This is a genomic window from Colwellia sp., from assembly GCF_013215345.1.
Lineage (GTDB): Bacteria > Pseudomonadota > Gammaproteobacteria > Enterobacterales > Alteromonadaceae > Colwellia.
The window spans coordinates 1-15,720 of the sequence record NZ_JABSOV010000089.1 but is presented as its reverse complement, the minus strand read 5'-3'; the positions used below and the strand labels follow the sequence as shown (position 1 = coordinate 15,720).

General features: G+C 39.0%; 12 protein-coding genes. 8 read left to right on the top strand and 4 right to left on the bottom strand.

Going from position 1 to position 15,720, the window contains the following annotated elements:
* Positions 1 to 511: 511 nt before the first annotated feature.
* Positions 512 to 934: a 3-phosphoshikimate 1-carboxyvinyltransferase gene (locus tag HRT50_RS13370; RefSeq protein WP_291615301.1), complete on the bottom strand. Its 423-nt coding sequence runs from the start codon at positions 932 to 934 to the stop codon at positions 512 to 514.
* 328 nt (positions 935 to 1,262) lie between these two features.
* On the opposite strand from HRT50_RS13370, the gene HRT50_RS13365 reads away from it, so the two are divergent.
* Complete coding sequence (locus HRT50_RS13365; RefSeq protein ID WP_291615300.1) at positions 1,263 to 3,557, top strand: EAL domain-containing protein; 2,295 nt, start codon at positions 1,263 to 1,265, stop codon at positions 3,555 to 3,557.
* 101 nt (positions 3,558 to 3,658) lie between these two features.
* On the opposite strand, the gene HRT50_RS13360 is transcribed toward HRT50_RS13365, so the two are convergent.
* Complete coding sequence (locus tag HRT50_RS13360; protein ID WP_291615299.1) at positions 3,659 to 4,396, bottom strand: dienelactone hydrolase family protein; 738 nt, start codon at positions 4,394 to 4,396, stop codon at positions 3,659 to 3,661.
* 229 nt (positions 4,397 to 4,625) lie between these two features.
* On the opposite strand from HRT50_RS13360, the gene HRT50_RS13355 reads away from it, so the two are divergent.
* A complete protein-coding gene (locus HRT50_RS13355; protein WP_291615298.1) occupies positions 4,626 to 4,844 on the top strand; it encodes an alternative ribosome-rescue factor A in 219 nt (72 codons plus the stop codon).
* Positions 4,845 to 4,929: 85 nt separating this feature from the next.
* Here the strand turns inward: HRT50_RS13355 and hemF are convergent, their stop codons facing one another.
* Together hemF and HRT50_RS13345 are read right to left on the bottom strand one after the other, a co-directional pair.
* Positions 4,930 to 5,877 carry an oxygen-dependent coproporphyrinogen oxidase gene (hemF, locus tag HRT50_RS13350; RefSeq protein ID WP_291615297.1) on the bottom strand — a complete coding sequence of 316 codons (948 nt, stop codon included), beginning with the start codon at positions 5,875 to 5,877 and terminating at the stop codon, positions 4,930 to 4,932.
* 204 nt (positions 5,878 to 6,081) lie between these two features.
* Positions 6,082 to 9,009 carry a response regulator gene (locus tag HRT50_RS13345; RefSeq protein WP_291615296.1) on the bottom strand — a complete coding sequence of 976 codons (2,928 nt, stop codon included), beginning with the start codon at positions 9,007 to 9,009 and terminating at the stop codon, positions 6,082 to 6,084.
* A 415-nt stretch (positions 9,010 to 9,424) separates the two neighbouring features.
* Between HRT50_RS13345 and HRT50_RS13340 the strand changes: the two genes are divergently transcribed.
* From HRT50_RS13340 to HRT50_RS13315, 6 genes are all read left to right on the top strand, one after another.
* Positions 9,425 to 9,802, top strand: a complete 378-nt coding sequence (locus tag HRT50_RS13340) for a DUF2237 domain-containing protein (protein WP_291615302.1) — start codon at positions 9,425 to 9,427, stop codon at positions 9,800 to 9,802.
* Between the two features lie 64 nt (positions 9,803 to 9,866).
* Complete coding sequence (pip, locus tag HRT50_RS13335; protein WP_291615295.1) at positions 9,867 to 10,814, top strand: prolyl aminopeptidase; 948 nt, start codon at positions 9,867 to 9,869, stop codon at positions 10,812 to 10,814.
* Positions 10,815 to 11,028: 214 nt separating this feature from the next.
* Positions 11,029 to 11,349 carry a DUF6172 family protein gene (locus tag HRT50_RS13330; protein ID WP_291615294.1) on the top strand — a complete coding sequence of 107 codons (321 nt, stop codon included), beginning with the start codon at positions 11,029 to 11,031 and terminating at the stop codon, positions 11,347 to 11,349.
* Positions 11,350 to 11,565: 216 nt separating this feature from the next.
* Complete coding sequence (locus HRT50_RS13325; RefSeq protein ID WP_291615293.1) at positions 11,566 to 12,243, top strand: outer membrane beta-barrel protein; 678 nt, start codon at positions 11,566 to 11,568, stop codon at positions 12,241 to 12,243.
* Positions 12,244 to 12,775: 532 nt separating this feature from the next.
* The gene (acs, locus tag HRT50_RS13320) at positions 12,776 to 14,722 is read left to right on the top strand and encodes an acetate--CoA ligase (RefSeq protein ID WP_291615292.1); all 1,947 of its coding nucleotides are present in this window, start codon (positions 12,776 to 12,778) and stop codon (positions 14,720 to 14,722) included.
* Between the two features lie 395 nt (positions 14,723 to 15,117).
* Positions 15,118 to 15,720 (top strand): immunoglobulin-like domain-containing protein (locus tag HRT50_RS13315; protein WP_291615291.1); only part of this gene is annotated, 603 nt, incomplete at its 3' end.

Sequence of the window (15,720 nt, the reverse complement as noted above, 5' to 3'; positions counted from 1 at the left end):
AAGCCAGCGACATCAAATATCATGCTATTAGTTTGACCTGTGATAGTCACATCAGTCGAACTTGATAGAATCAATCCCGCATTGGCAGAATTAACTAAGCAGTTAATAGACAAGATTAAACCTGTTAGAGCAGTGTTTAAAAATTTTAATTTCATTTGTTATTCCTATTCAATCCCTTGCCAAAAACACGGTCAGTTAGCCAAAAAGATAATTTATAAATCGTAACGGCTTACAGGCAATAAACGAGCCAACTAAATAATAACTAATTATATCAGTGGTACAGGTAGGTATCTGTATTTCAATAATATCTATATGTAAAATAACCTGACACAAACAGTTCGTCAATTAGTTGAGTTTGTTAGATAAAATCGACCAGTATTGTTTTTGACTTGTTCACTACAAAAATAGACTAAAGAGCTAACATTGTAATAATAACTTTAGCTAGATTAGTAGAATAACCCGGCTTAACTCGGTGAAATAGCCATTTTCATTGGTGAAATGGATGAAGTTTTTATAAAACGGTTTCTTTAAACCAATCCCATATACCCAGGGAAAATCCAGGGAATATGTCGATGCCCAGCGCGGATTTCACCAGATAAAGCACTAATAAGCCAAGTGTCGCCGAAAATATTATAAATAGGCTAGATATAAAGGCTGTGATTGTAAGAGACATTCGTCTTTCTTGCCGGCTTAATTCTCTGTAGTTCCTACCAGCAAGTAATACATAATAATATCGCCATTGGTAAAAGGGCAGTTTAAATGTGCCTCTAAAATCTACTTTATGTTTTCCCCAACCACGTGAGCCTACCGCCGTTAATAAATGGGTTAACTGCTCATCGGTGAAACTGTCGGCAACCTCTTCAGGCATTCTTGATAACAGTTTTATAATCGCTGGTTGTTCAGATATTTTTTGGTCGTTGGTATTCAACTGCATCAATTCCATATAGCCTTGAGCTTCTAGCCCAACAGGGTATGTTTATTTAGACCTTTTCGCTACTGTTAATCATTCTATTTTGACTTGTTCTTGTCATTATTTCATGGGCAGAGTCCGAACATCTTTAAAATAAAAGCTACTCCCTTCCATTATTACGGTCAACGTATATTAGGATGGGACATAAAACAAAGTCATAGCCTTGCCAGTACCCCTTTACTGATTGATATTGGTAAAGTTGCAAATATCTTTTTAATTCTCTGTAATTTTTCCTTATAAAAACCTGTCAATTTAGTAACCAATGAAATTCTCAAAGGGACAAGGACTCAGCATGCCATCAATAAGTAAGCCTTATTTAGTTAGAGCATCACTATTAGCAGGCTTTGCCATTTTTATGGGCTTGGCATTATCCTTTGTGGTTTATCAATCGACAGAGAATGTTAAAAGTAACGCTATAGATCTTGTTAGTCATCGCATCCCTATTTTGACCGGTATTAATGAACTAATAGCTGATTTAAGTGAGCAAGAGCGGGTTATATATGAATATTATCGTTCACAAGATAATGACACCTTCCGCCAGTCATCTACAGCAGTTATGAACACCTTTGACATGCACTTAGCGGTTATATTATCGCAAGATCGCTTTTCCAGTGAAGCGGCTGTTATTGTTAAAGGTCAGCAAAAAATAGTTGTTTTATTTGACGATTTTTATCAAGCGATGCAAGTTGACGAAGATAATTGGGATCAAATGCGGGCTATCTTATCGCAAGTCTCAAAGGTAAGGCGACAACTACTGCCAACGCTTAAATTTATTGAACAACAAACCAAGCAAACGGTAGAGGAGGGTCATCAAGCTACGTTAGCGCAAATGGCTATATCACGTTGGTTAGTCATTATTTATGGCGTGGCGATTGTGCTTATTGCTGGGGTTATTTCTTGGTATATTCGCCAGTATATGTTGACCCAAGCAAAAAATACCCGCTTAGCGCTGTTTTCACAGCAAAATCCTAATCCCATCTTAAGTGTTAATAATGTAGGGGAGGTTGTCTTTGCTAACCCCGCTTGTGGAAAACTACTGCTTTGTGTGGGCTATCAAGCTAATGAAGTCGACTATTTGTTACCCAGTAATTTCTTGTCCTTAAGGCAGTTGCTGAGTTCACAACAAGAACACAACATGGTTGTTGAGCAAGTACTCAATGATCATATCTTACAGATTAGTGTCTATTGGCATGAAGATATTGATGCTTATGATATTCACATTAAAGATGTTACCGAACGCAAACTAGCAGAAGAGCAAGTGAATCATCTGGCGTTTTATAATCAAGGGACTAATTTACCTAACCAATATAAATTTAATCGCGATATTGATAATGCTATTAAAGCCGGAGCAGACTTCTCTATTGGCATTTTTTCTATTCGTGCTTTTGATGAGAAAGTGAGCACCTTAGGTCTAGAGTCAACGGAGGCATTAGTTAAAGCCTTAGCTAAAAATATTTCTCAAGCATTACCCGTAGGTGTTTATTTTTATCAAACTAATGATAGTCAATTTGGCTTGTTGTGTAATAAAAGTAATAATTCATTAGCGCTGCAAAAACTCACCAAAGTGGTTAGTGATGTGGCCGAGCAGCCATTGCTAACTCATTGTGGTGAGTTCTTTGTTGAATTGGATTTTGGCTATGGTTGTTATCCAACCCATGGTGATGATCGAAATTTTTTGATCAAGAGTGCCCATAGTGCCTTAGCGGTAGCTAGCGAAGATGAGCATAATAATTTTTGCCTCTATCAGCCTAAGTTCTCAGAAGATAGGCAACACAATAGTGAGTTAATTAATAAACTTCGCCATGCGGTGGCCAAAAAAGAATTGTTTTTAGTCTTTCAGCCGCAACTTGATATTCAGAGTAATCGCGTTACCGGTATTGAAACCTTGGTTCGCTGGCGGCACGGTGGTGAGATTATTTCACCGGTAGATTTTATCCCGCTAGCTGAGCAATCAGGGCTAATTATCCCCATTGGTCAATGGATATTAGAGCAAGCTTGCCTGTTTGCTAGGCGCTTAGTTGATTTGGGCTATATCGACATTGTTGTTGCGGTGAATGTATCGCCCCGTCAATTTACTCACCCACAGTTTTGTCATACAGTGAAAAGTACTCTTGAAAATGTACAATTACCGGCACAAAACCTTGAGTTAGAAATTACTGAGGGGGTTTTTATGCACAATGAAGAAAACACCCTAGCAGTGCTGCAACAGCTCAAATCGTTTGGCTTGCATTTATCTATAGATGACTTTGGTACGGGTTATTCATCGCTTTCTTATTTAAAACGCTTTCCTATTGATAAGTTGAAGATTGACCAGTCATTTATTCGTGACTGTCATCAAAATGATGAAGATAAAGCGATAATAAAAACCATTGTGTCGTTAGGGAAAAGCTTAAATTTATCTTTAATTGCCGAAGGTGTAGAAGAAGAAAGCCATGTTGAGTTTTTACGTGGTTTAGGCTGTGATGAGATTCAAGGCTATTGGTTTAGTAAGCCCGTGCTAGCTGAGCAGTTGATCAGCTTACTTGCGGAGAAGGGCGGCGATATAAAGGTTAAATTAGCCCCTTTAACTTATTTACCGGCAAATTAAGCACAGACAAGACATCAATACCATCAATACATAGCATTAATACTGTAGAACACGCCTCTACAGTATTAATGTCATTATTGAGTTACTCGTTGAGCGATAGCTTAAGCTAATGTCCGACGAAATAGTTCCACTGACATACCATAAACTCTTAGGGCAAGCTGAGGGTCGTAGCGCTCGCCTTCATCACGCATAAACGCATGCGAGGCATTAAACTCATGCCATGAGAAAGTATTACCTGAAGCCAGTAAATTCTGATGAATCATCATACGACCTGCATCTGGAATATGTGGATCTTGTTTCCCCCAAATCATTAATAGCTCGGCTGTAATGTCTTTAGTGCGCGTGAGTGTGTCATTGCCCTCAGCACTGGGTAAATCGCCGGAATGAATATCGGTAGCATATAAACAAGCAGCAGCTAAAATATTCTCATTTAATGCAGCGCGATAGGCAAGGTGACCACCAATGCAAACGCCCATGGTGCCAATGTTACCAGTGCAATATTCTTGCTGTTGTACGAAGTCCACTAAGGCTTGGGTATCGCTATCATGATGCTCTAAAGGTTTAGCCCACTTATCTTGATTGCCTTTATCTTTACCGGCATCGTCGTAACCTAACACAGTGCCAAGAGGGTTTAATTCATGAAAAACTTCAGGTACCAGTACCACAAAGCCATGTCCCGCCATTAATGCCGCTGTTCTTGCTATTGGCGCAGTTTGTTGGAATATTTCAGAGTAAAAAATAATAGTGGGGAACTTGCCTGATGCTTGTGGACGATAAACATAGGTACGCATGGTGCCTGTTGGGGTTTCTATATCATGGCTGTGCTGTTGAATGATCATTATTACTTTAATGTCCTTGTGCTAAATGAGTGCTATTTTCTTGTAATCTAGGTATAGATTACAAGAAAATAGCGTTATTAGCTGCTTTTGTATATAGAAATAAAGAAGTTGAGGGAAAACCATAACTCTAAAAATTTTTATAAAGCTTGGGTGTTTTCGCTGTATAATAATCAAACGTTACCATAAGGTAATGGCATTCAGTCATTGAGAAAATTTAAAAGGATAAATCATGGGTAAGCAGAAAAAACCATTAGCGAAAGCTAAGAGCACAGTAACAAAGAAAAGTGAAACGGAGCTGGGCAGGGGACAAATTAAAGATAATTTTTTAGCGGCGCTAGTAACATCAAAGCTTTATAAGATGCAGGTGGTTAAAGCGAAAAAAGGCAAGGGTTCGTATCAGCGTAAAGCTAAAAATTTAAGAGGAGAGTCTTATTTAATGGCGGCTTAGCCAGTAATTACTAGCCCTTATTAAATAAGACTTTTCTTGTAACGATTTACTACTCTTGTGTTCTATTAAATTGTGAGAACTTTGTTTATAAAACCTTAAGCCAATCTTTTGGACTCAAGTAATCAGCTAACCTAGCCTCAGCACTACCTTCTTCGGCTTGATAATTATATTCCCAGCGTGCCAGTGGTGGCATCGACATTAGAATTGATTCCGTTCGACCGCCAGACTGTAAACCAAATAAAGTACCTCTATCAAACACCAAGTTAAATTCGACATAGCGACCACGGCGGTAAAGCTGAAATTGGCGCTCCGGCTCACCGAAGCTATCATCTTTACGGCGCTGCATAATGGGTACATAAGCATCGATAAAGCCTTGGCCTACTGCTTTAACATAATCAAAACAAGTGTCAAAATCCCACTGATTTAAATCATCAAAAAATAATCCGCCAACACCACGCGTCTCATCACGATGTTTTAAATAAAAGTATTCATCACACCACTTTTTATGATCGTTATATACCTCATCACCAAAAGGCTGACATAAATCGAATGCGGTTTGATGCCAATGCTGCACATCTTCATCTTTCGGATAAAAAGGCGTTAAATCAAAACCACCGCCAAACCACCAAACAGGCGTTTCACCTTCTTTTTCGGCAATGAAAAAGCGTACGTTAGCGTGTGCTGTTGGCATATGAGGGTTTTTAGGATGGATAACTAATGAAACACCACAAGCTTGCCAAGTTCTGCCAGCAAGCTCTGGGCGGTGAGCGGTAGCGGAAGGTGGTAACTTATCGCCAGAGACTACGGAAAAATTTACCCCGCCTTGCTCAACTACTGTGCCATTGGTCATTACGCGGGTTCTACCACCGCCGCCTTCTTTACGTAGCCAGTTATCTTCAACAAAAGTTCCAGAGCCGTCAGCGGTTTCTAGGGCCTGACAAATTCTATCTTGCAGATTTTTAAAAAAATCGATGACTTGTGTTATATCGGTTTCGTTATTAGTTTCGTGATTAGGTAGGGCTTGATTCGACATTGCTTGCTTCTTCATCAATGATTAGTATGCATAAGGTAAGAGTGAGTATTGTAGATAATGGCTGTCATGGTGTCAAAGCACTATAGCCGTTACCATTTTAAGTGCAGGGGGCATTGCCATGGTTTATTGCAAAGTTCAAAGGCTAAGCGACAACAACTACTCTATTCAGTTAGCTACTCCAGCTAAGCCTCTCCAGTTAAGTTATCATTCATCTTGCACATTAATGGCGAGGAACTCTTCAAGCTCAACGAGCAGTTCAGCAAAATTATCTTTTAGCTTAATTGATAGTGACTCAATATTGACACAGTTATTTTCCTTCACGTCTAACTCAATCTCAAGAGCACATTGAGCCAGATTATTTGCTTCAAGGTTGGCACTAGAACCTTTAATTTTATGCGCTATAGCTTCAATTGATTTTGTATCTTTGGCCGTCATCGCTTGACTTAACTTATCTATTTCACCGGGTATATCCTGACAATACATTGCGACTATTCGTTCCGCTAGTTGCTGATTTTGTCCAACCCTTTTATAGAATCCATCTTTCCCCCAAATCTGATGGCTGTTACTTTCATCTGCTGTGTGTATTTCATTATCTTCGTTAGTGATTATCTGTTCAGTCCTTGTCGAGGTTATAGATTCAAGCTCTTCTAAGGGCATATTCAGCGCATTGAGTAGACTATTTTCTAGGGCAATAATATCGACCGGTTTAGTTAAGTAGTCATTCATCCCGGCATTAATACACTTTTCTCTGTCGCCACTCATAGCGTTTGCCGTCATGGCAATAATATATATATCGTTATAATCTCGTTGCGACTTTCTGATGGCTCTTGTTGCGGTATAGCCGTCCATTATCGGCATCTGACAATCCATTAGTACCACATCAAAATAGTCCTTTTCTAAGCAAACTAGTGCCTCTTTGCCATTATTCGCTATTTCAACTTGTGCACCTAAGTTGGTTAATAGGTTTTTGGCTACAACTTGGTTGATGGAGTTATCATCTACTAATAATACCCGGGTAGATTTAGGTAAGGGTTTAATAGTTATTTTCTTATTCTTAGTATTTGCGGGTGATAATCGCAGCTGATTTGCTGGCTCAGTACTATTTGCTGCTTGAATTAACGCATGGGCTAAATCTGCAGTAATAACAGGTTTTGGCAGGCTGAAGTTAAAGCCTAAGTTGGCAAAGTACTGTGCATCACCTGGTCTAGCTAAGGAAGTAAGCATGATGAGTTTTAAATGTGCGAACTGTTTATCGGCTCTTATTATTTGCCCCAGCTGCGCGCCATTCATTTCAGGCATTTGCATATCTAAAATGGCAATATCAAAGTTTTTATCGCGGGCCTTGGCAAAGTTTTCAGTCAAAGATGAGAAAGCAGCTTTAGCATTATCAGCTTGACTGACATTTGCTCCCCATAATTTCAGCTGGCCAGACAATACTTCTCTATTGGTTTTATTGTCATCAACAATTAATATTCGATAAGCCGATAAGTCTACTTGTGGCAATTCTGCTTTAAGGTTATCACAGCGCTCTAATAACAAGGTAAAACTAAAAGTACTGCCTTGACCTTGAGTGCTGGTTACTGTGATGTCGCCATTCATTAACTGGCATAATTTTTTTACTATGGCTAAGCCCAAGCCTGTGCCACCGTATTGACGTGTCGTTGAACTATCTTCTTGGGTGAAACGTTCAAACATAGAATCTAATTTATGCTGGGCTATTCCTATGCCAGTATCGCTAACTGAACAGGAAAACTGCAGGTTTTTATCGTCAATAGTCTCTATCTTGGTACTAATAACCACTTCACCTTCAGCAGTAAACTTAATGGCATTGCTAATTAAATTAGTCAGGATTTGTCTGATCCTATGCGGATCTCCTTTGGTGACCATATGCTTTAATTGAGAGACGTCAACAATAAGCTCTAAACCTTTCTCGTGTGCTATATGTGCCATAGTTGCGCTAAGGTTGGTCACTAGTTCAGCTAAACGTATTTCTACTGATTCAATGACTAACTTATCTGCTTCTATTTTAGAGAAATCAAGAATGTCGTTAATTATATTTAACAACGAGCCAGCACTAACGGTGGCAAGGTGAGCATGATGATTTTGCTCATGGGTCATTTCACTTTGTTTTAACAAACTCAGCATACCAATAACACCATTGAGCGGTGTGCGAATTTCATGACTCATCGTTGCCATAAAATCAGCTTTAACTTGGTTACTGCTAATTAACTCGCTGGCCTTGAGCTCTAACTGCTCGATAGCTAAGCCCATTTCTTCATTGGCAAAATTGACTTGCTCTTGCTTTTTCATCATTTCCACATTGGAATTAGCCAGTTTTTTTGCATCTTTTTTGATACGACTAACAAAGATAAATAGCACTAAGGTGATAAGAACTATCATGGCAAACAAAACTATAAAGGTGGCTTGCAACGATGATTGCGCGGTCAATTGAGCTTTGTCTATGGGTAAAATTACTTCCATCACGCCTCGAACATCGCCTAGTTGCCAGTCATTTTTAGGTGTTTGTGCATGGTTGTTATGGCAATCAATACAGCCTTCGCGCATTACATCAGCAATCGCGTAACGTATCGCCATCTGACCGTTGACCTCTTCAAAACGAAAGAAGGCTTGCTCTGGATTTTTGGTTAAACTATCCCAAGCTTGCTGGGAGAAGTCTTGGTTAAAGATGGTTTTATTTTCTTGCTCTCGCCAAGGAAAAGGGTAGCGGCTATATAAAAAAGTTTGAGCGCCTGATTGAAACTTACCTATTTCCTTGCCTAACGCCATGCTTAAGGTTGCAGGCAAAGGGATGGCATTTTTAATGTTTTTGTAATCGTGACTTATAGTGATGTTTTGCTTTATAGCGGTTTTCACCACTTCATTGGTATAAAGGGTGCGAAAGGCGGATAAAGCTTCTAAATAGCGCTGTGCATTGAGCTCTGATGTGTGGTTGGTCAGTGATTTTGTGGAGTTAGAGAGAAAAAAATAGGCACTGACTATGCCCGTGACCATTAGCAATACTGCTATGTGTAGGGAAAAACGAATAATGAATTCACTGATCTTAAATTGAAGAGCCGTCGACTTTCCTCGCATATTACCTCGCATGTTACCTTGTACGTTATCTAAGTCCATTTGAAAGATTCATCACAGAAGAATAAACGATGCCTTATGTATAGCTTATTATTACTTTTATCTCACGCTATTTTAAATCATTTAGCTCTGCATTTTTTATAACCTACTAGTTACTTTGCTTGAATTAATTATCAAAAAAAACAATCGATTAAGATTTGATTAATGTTTGATAAAGTTTTCGGTAGCCATATTTAACTGGCAGTAGATTGCTTATCTAGCTTGTTATTGAGTCGACAAAGTTGCTAAACCCCTACCTTGGGCGGTGCTACTTGACCATTTACTGCTATTCGGCCGGTCAAGAGGGTGATTTGAGCCATTTTTATAGCGGGTAACAGTATAAACTTACGCGTTAATGCGGTAACGTCAGCATATTCAGTACATTCAAGTTAATAAAGGTCGAGTTATGGAACAAGTGATAGCAATGGATGAGTCAATTAATGTTTTCGGTGAAGCACTAGAAGACTGTAGTGGTGAGCCAGTAACCGGATTTTTCCGAGATAATAAATGTAATACTTGTGCACAAGATGTCGGTTCACATACCGTTTGCATTGAAGCCAGTCAGTCATTTCTTGAGTTTTCACGTTTTAAAGGCAATGACCTTTCAACGCCAGTACCAGAAGTTGACTTTAAAGGTATTAAAGCCGGTGATACTTGGTGCCTATGCGCAGCGCGTTGGTTAGAAGCTTATGAAAATGATAGAGCGCCGCGAGTACATTTACGAAAAACTCATATTAAAGCTCTGGAAATAGTGCCTATTGAGTTATTAAAAAAATATGCCTTGGATTTAAGCTAATACAAGTTAACGCGAGTACTTAGCAAGGTAGCCTAAAAAAAATTATTTTAGAAGAGAATAAAAAATGAACCAATTTTACCCTGAAATATCACCATTTAATGATTTCTTACTCGATGTCGATGGTCAGCATCAAATTTATGTTGAGCAATGTGGTAACCCACACGGTCAGCCAGTGCTTTTTATTCATGGCGGTCCTGGTGGCGGCTGTTCAATCAATGACAGACGCTTTTTCGATCCAGAGCAATATCATATAATTTTATTTGATCAACGTGGTTGTGGTCGTTCATTACCCCATGGTTGTTTAGATAATAATGAAACCAGTTTCTTAGTGGCTGATATTGAAAAAATTCGTCAGCATTTAGGAATTAAGCAATGGCATGTTTTTGGTGGCTCATGGGGCTCAACCTTATCTTTAGTCTATGCACAAACTCACCCGATAAGTGTTAGCAGTTTAGTGTTACGTGGCATTTTCTTAGGTCGAGATGTTGATACTAACTGGACTTTCTCTGGTGGTGGCGCCACACGTATCTTCCCTGATTATTGGCAAGAATATCTAGATGTGTTGCCAGAAGGAAAAGCACAAGGCAATACCAAGGCGGCTTACGAGATGTTAGTGGGCGAAGATAAAGTACTGGCGCAAAAAATTGCCACTGCTTGGAGTATTTGGGAGATTCGCTGTTGTACCTTAATACCAGATCAAGCCTTTGTTGATGCGGCAACTGGAGATGACCATGCTTGGACACTGGCTCGCCATGAGGCGCACTACATGGTTAATGATTGTTTTTTAACAGACAATCAAATATTAGCTAACTGCGATAAGATAAAAGATATTCCCACCGCTATAGTTCATGGCCGCTATGATATTGTTTGTCCGGCCGATAATGCTTGGTTATTACATCAAAATTTACCTAAATCCACATTAGTTATCAGTGAAGCTTCAGGTCATGCCTCAGTGGAGCCTAATACTAAGCACCACCTTATTGCCGCGACACAGGCGATGTTATCGCTATAACCTTTCTGTCTGGATAACTTTGCTACAAAGTTATCCGTTTAAAGTTATCAAGGTAAAATAGCAGTAGGGGCAACAACAGTATTTTTTTTACTTGTGTTGCCATCACTATCTCGCTACTTGCGTGAAAGTAACGTAAAATACTGGCATTGATTTATTTACACCTATACTCGCGTTATAAAAACGAGTAATTGTAGCCATAGACTTAAGGCCAACCATGAAAAAAACATTTGAATTAACCCATGAAAAAGTAAAACTTGAAAGACGTGTTGATGCGGTAAAGAACGAGGTTAAAAAATACCTTAAAAGAGAACGCAACAAAAAATTACCAGCGGGTGCTGATTATTGGGACTTTGATTGCCAATTCGGTAATACCAAAGAAGAAGCAGAGCCAGTGCAATTATCAGATATTAATAAACGCATTGATCAAACTCAAGTTGAAGGCTTAACGTCATTCTATATTGAGATCTTAGCAAAAGAAGGCGTTAGAGTCTTTACACCAAGAGCTGAAGAAGATATTGATTTTGATGACGAATAGTTAGTCGTTTAATATTCGTTGATAAAACCGAGCCATGTGCTCGGTTTTTTTATGGGCGAAAGCATAGTTATACTAGCAAGGGGGATTAGCAATTGAGTTTGTTAATCCCCCTTGCTAATATGCCCGCTAATTTATACATGTAATAAAAATGTTAAATTTAATAGGCATATATTTTTATGTTTATCCTCTCAAAGAAAAGAAACAGGATGTTTTTCAATGAACAAAATTGCCTTGGTATTATCAACTCTACTCTTCAGCGTACCAGCTTTAGCTAATTCTGGCTTTTATGGTGAACTCTCTTTAGGTTTAACTCAAAATAGTGGCAAAATAAGTACTTTTTCAACAATTGCCAATACAAATGGAGAGTTGTTAGCAGATCCCATAGCCGAAACAGCCAACCTTTCAGGAGATAGCATGTCTGCGGCTATTAAATTAGGTTATCAATTTGGCCATTACTTTGCTGTTGAATTGGGTCACAACAAATATGGTAACTTGGATGGATTTGACATTGATGAGTTTGGTGAAACTGTTATTGATAAAATAGCAAGCTCTTCAAGTACTGCCGGCATTAAAGGCCTTTTACCACTTTTTGATGACTTCTCTGTATTTGCCCGTTTAGGTATTGCTAATTGGGATTTTGAAGCCACTTCAACTAACACCTCTTTGCCAAATGAATTAGTACTAATAAAAGGTGATGGTAACGATATTTATTATGGTGTTGGTGCAGAATACCGTATTAATGAAACCTTTAGCATTGGAATAGAATATTCTGTCATTGATATGGGCTTGAGCGAGACGGTATCAGAAAACTATAAATACCTTAGTTATTCAGGCACAACGACTGTTGACTATAAAGTAGAAAGTATATCCTTATCATTCAAAATGAGTTACTAATTACAACTAGTATAAAAGACCCTTAGCATCGATTATTGAAGCTGTTTTTATCAACCTATAAAATATATACCATGTCAATAAATAGCAAAAAGCACCCAACATAACCGCGGGTGCTTTTTTATTACTGTGTCACCCTATAAAAATGACAGCGTTGTCAATTGTAGGCTTCAATGTTATGGTAATTGGTCTGTACATTTCATTTACAATTAACTGCTCTAAATATAGAGTAAAAACGTAAATTAAGACTAAAGCCGTATATGAAAAGCGAATTAAAAATTCTAGCATGTTAGTTATGCAATTATCGCTAGCGGTTAAATGATGAAAACGTTATTGCTGGAAATAGAGCAAGCAATAAGTTAAAACTATGTTCAATGAATTTTTAAAGCATGTTTAGCTCATTTTCAGAGAGCAGCCAAAGAATATTTAGCGTTAATAAAATAAAAATATAAAGAATTAATATAAGAAAATTATAAGAAACAATTAATAAATATTTCAAGTTAATCACCTCAAGTTAAGTCCGAAGGAAGAGAGAATGAAAGAATTAAAGTTACGTTATCCAGTGTCTGATAAAGCTAAAGCGCATACTCATATTGATGCGGCTAAATACGATGCCATGTACAAACAATCAATTGAGCAACCTGATGAGTTTTGGGGCGAGCAAGCGAAAGAATTTATTGATTGGTACCAACCATGGGACAGCGTAAGCAAAGTTGATTTGAAAAATTCTGAAATTAGCTGGTTCTCGGGCGCTAAACTTAATGTCAGTTATAACTGTATCGATCGTCACTTAGCGACTAAAGCTAATGATACCGCCATCATTTTTGAAGGCGATGATCCTAGTGATGATTCAAAAGTTACTTATCAAGAGTTGCACGACCATGTTTGTCGTTTAGCTAACTTATTAAAAGAGCGCGGCGTTAAAAAAGGCGACCGTGTTTGTATCTACATGCCGATGATCCCTGAAGTGGGTTATGCCATGTTAGCCTGTGCGCGTATTGGCGCAATTCATTCTGTTGTCTTTGGTGGTTTCTCAACTGAATCTATTAAAGCTCGTGTTTTAGATGCTGATTGTAAGGTTATTATAACCGCCGATGAAAGTCTTCGTGGTGGCAAACGTATTCCATTGAAAGCTAATGTTGATGCAGCGGTTGCTGATTGTCCAAATGTGCACTCAGTGATTGTTGTTGCCCGTACTGGCGGTGATGTTGCTTGGAATGAAAAAGTTGATATTAACTACGCCGATGCAGTCGTTAAACAATCTGCGGTATGTGAACCAGAAATTATGGATGCTGAAGATCCATTGTTTATTCTTTATACCTCAGGTTCAACGGGTACACCTAAAGGTGTAGTACATACCTGTGGTGGCTATATCTTATATGCGGCTATGACCCATAAATATGTCTTCGATTATAAAGAGGGTGAAATCTATTGGTGTACCGCTGATGCTGGTTGGATCACAGGTCATTCTTATATATTCTATGGCCCGTTAGCAAACGGTGCAACTACCTTAGTTTTTGAAGGTGTACCAACTTACCCTGATGCGGGTCGTTTCTGGCAAGTATGTGAAAAACATAAAGTTAATATATTTTACACCGCGCCAACCGCTATTCGTGCACTAATGAGTGTTGGTGATGACTTAGTTAATCAATCTGATTTATCGTCATTACGTTTATTAGGTACCGTTGGCGAGCCAATTAACCCTGAAGCTTGGCATTGGTATTATGAAATTGTTGGTAAGAGCAATTGTCCAGTTGTTGATACTTGGTGGCAAACAGAAACCGGTGGTATTTTAATTACTTCACTACCAGGTGCGGTTGATATGAAACCAGGTTGTGCTGGTAAACCGTTCTTTGGTGTACAGCCGGCGTTATTTGATAAAGAAGGTAATACTCTTGAAGGCGAAAACGCAGGTTTGTTAGTAATGACAGCCAGCTGGCCAGGACAGTTAAGAACAGTTTACAACGATCATAATCGTTTCTATCAAACCTATTTAGGTCAATATCCAGGTAATTACTTTACTGGTGATGGCGCGAAACGAGATGAAGATGGTTTCTATTGGATCACCGGTCGTGTTGATGACGTATTGAACGTATCAGGTCACAGACTAGGTACTGCTGAAATTGAAAGTGCTTTAGTACTTCATCCAGCAGTTGCTGAAGCGGCTGTTGTTGGTTATCCACATGAAATTAAAGGCCAAGGCGTATATTGTTACGTGACCTTAATGGGTAACGCGACTGAGTCTGACGAGTTAAATGTTGAGTTACGTGAATTTGTTGCTAAAGAATTAGGTCGTTTTGCTAAACCTGATTATGTGCAATGGGCACCGGGCTTACCGAAAACACGTTCAGGTAAAATCATGCGTCGTATTCTACGTAAGATTGCTGAAAACGATGTTGATAGCTTAGGTGATACTTCAACATTGGCAGACCCAAGTGTGGTTGAGAACTTAATCGCTAAGCGTATTATTCACGGCGGTTAATACCTAACAGTTAAACCTTAACGGTTACCTTCAGCACAACACTCGCTAAGGATATACACAGAAATGAAAAGCGCCGCAAGGCGCTTTTTTGTTATTAGAGATAAGCTATTTTGGAACAGCTAGCTGACCAGTCGTCATTCCGAAATGTTTTGTCAGGAATCTATAACTAAAATAACACGGAACTAAAATTAACTAGACCCCCCAACTGACCAGCCGTCATTCCCGAAGTGTTTTGTCGGGAATCTAGTATTTAATCTTTACTTATCATGTTTATCACTTTGATAAGCTTGATTTTTAGCCTATCAATAATCACCTGATTGTGATATTTTCCTCGTTGAAGTAATCAAAGATTGAACTTTGATTTTTATACCACAAGAATACCACAAGGATGTTTTATGTTAGTACCTTTCGTGCCCCCCGTAATTTCATGTTTTTCGTCGCGTTTTAACTCGCTATTTTCTGCAAAAAACAGTGCAGTGTTATTACTTTCACTTGGCACCTTAACCGCATGTGGTGGCAGCGATTCTCCAGAAGAACCTGCTCCTACACCCAAAGACACTACAGCGCCAGTTATTACCTTAATAGGTAATACACCTCTTACTCACAGTATCGGCACCTCTTATGATGACGAGGGGGCTAGTGCAAATGATGCCACAGATGGCACAGTTACCGTAACCATGTCAGGCTCTGTTAATAGTGATGTAGTAAGTAGTTACACACTAACTTATAGTGCCACCGACAAAGCGGGTAATCAAAGCAGCGTAACCCGTACCGTTGACGTGGTTGATGATGTTGCCCCTGTAATTAAGCTTGAAGGCGATAGCCCGTTAACCCACAGTGCTGGCACTGACTATACCGATGCCGGTGCTAGCGCAGAAGATGCTACCGATGGCACTGTTGAAGTCATCACCACAGGTAGCGTTTATAGCGCAGTCGTTGACAGTTACACACTAACTTATACTGCAACCGATGCTACTGGTAATATCAGAACAGCAACT

Excerpts from the sequence above, each read along its gene's own strand:
- HRT50_RS13370 (WP_291615301.1), bottom strand. The coding sequence starts at position 934 with ATGCAGTTGAATACCAACGACCAAAAAATATCTGAACAACCAGCGATT.
- acs (WP_291615292.1), top strand. The coding sequence starts at position 12,776 with ATGAAAGAATTAAAGTTACGTTATCCAGTGTCTGATAAAGCTAAAGCG.
- HRT50_RS13360 (WP_291615299.1), bottom strand. The coding sequence starts at position 4,396 with ATGATCATTCAACAGCACAGCCATGATATAGAAACCCCAACAGGCACC.
- HRT50_RS13345 (WP_291615296.1), bottom strand. The coding sequence starts at position 9,009 with ATGGACTTAGATAACGTACAAGGTAACATGCGAGGTAATATGCGAGGA.
- HRT50_RS13365 (WP_291615300.1), top strand. The coding sequence starts at position 1,263 with ATGCCATCAATAAGTAAGCCTTATTTAGTTAGAGCATCACTATTAGCA.
- HRT50_RS13330 (WP_291615294.1), top strand. The coding sequence starts at position 11,029 with ATGAAAAAAACATTTGAATTAACCCATGAAAAAGTAAAACTTGAAAGA.
- HRT50_RS13355 (WP_291615298.1), top strand. The coding sequence starts at position 4,626 with ATGGGTAAGCAGAAAAAACCATTAGCGAAAGCTAAGAGCACAGTAACA.
- pip (WP_291615295.1), top strand. The coding sequence starts at position 9,867 with ATGAACCAATTTTACCCTGAAATATCACCATTTAATGATTTCTTACTC.
- HRT50_RS13325 (WP_291615293.1), top strand. The coding sequence starts at position 11,566 with ATGAACAAAATTGCCTTGGTATTATCAACTCTACTCTTCAGCGTACCA.
- hemF (WP_291615297.1), bottom strand. The coding sequence starts at position 5,877 with ATGTCGAATCAAGCCCTACCTAATCACGAAACTAATAACGAAACCGAT.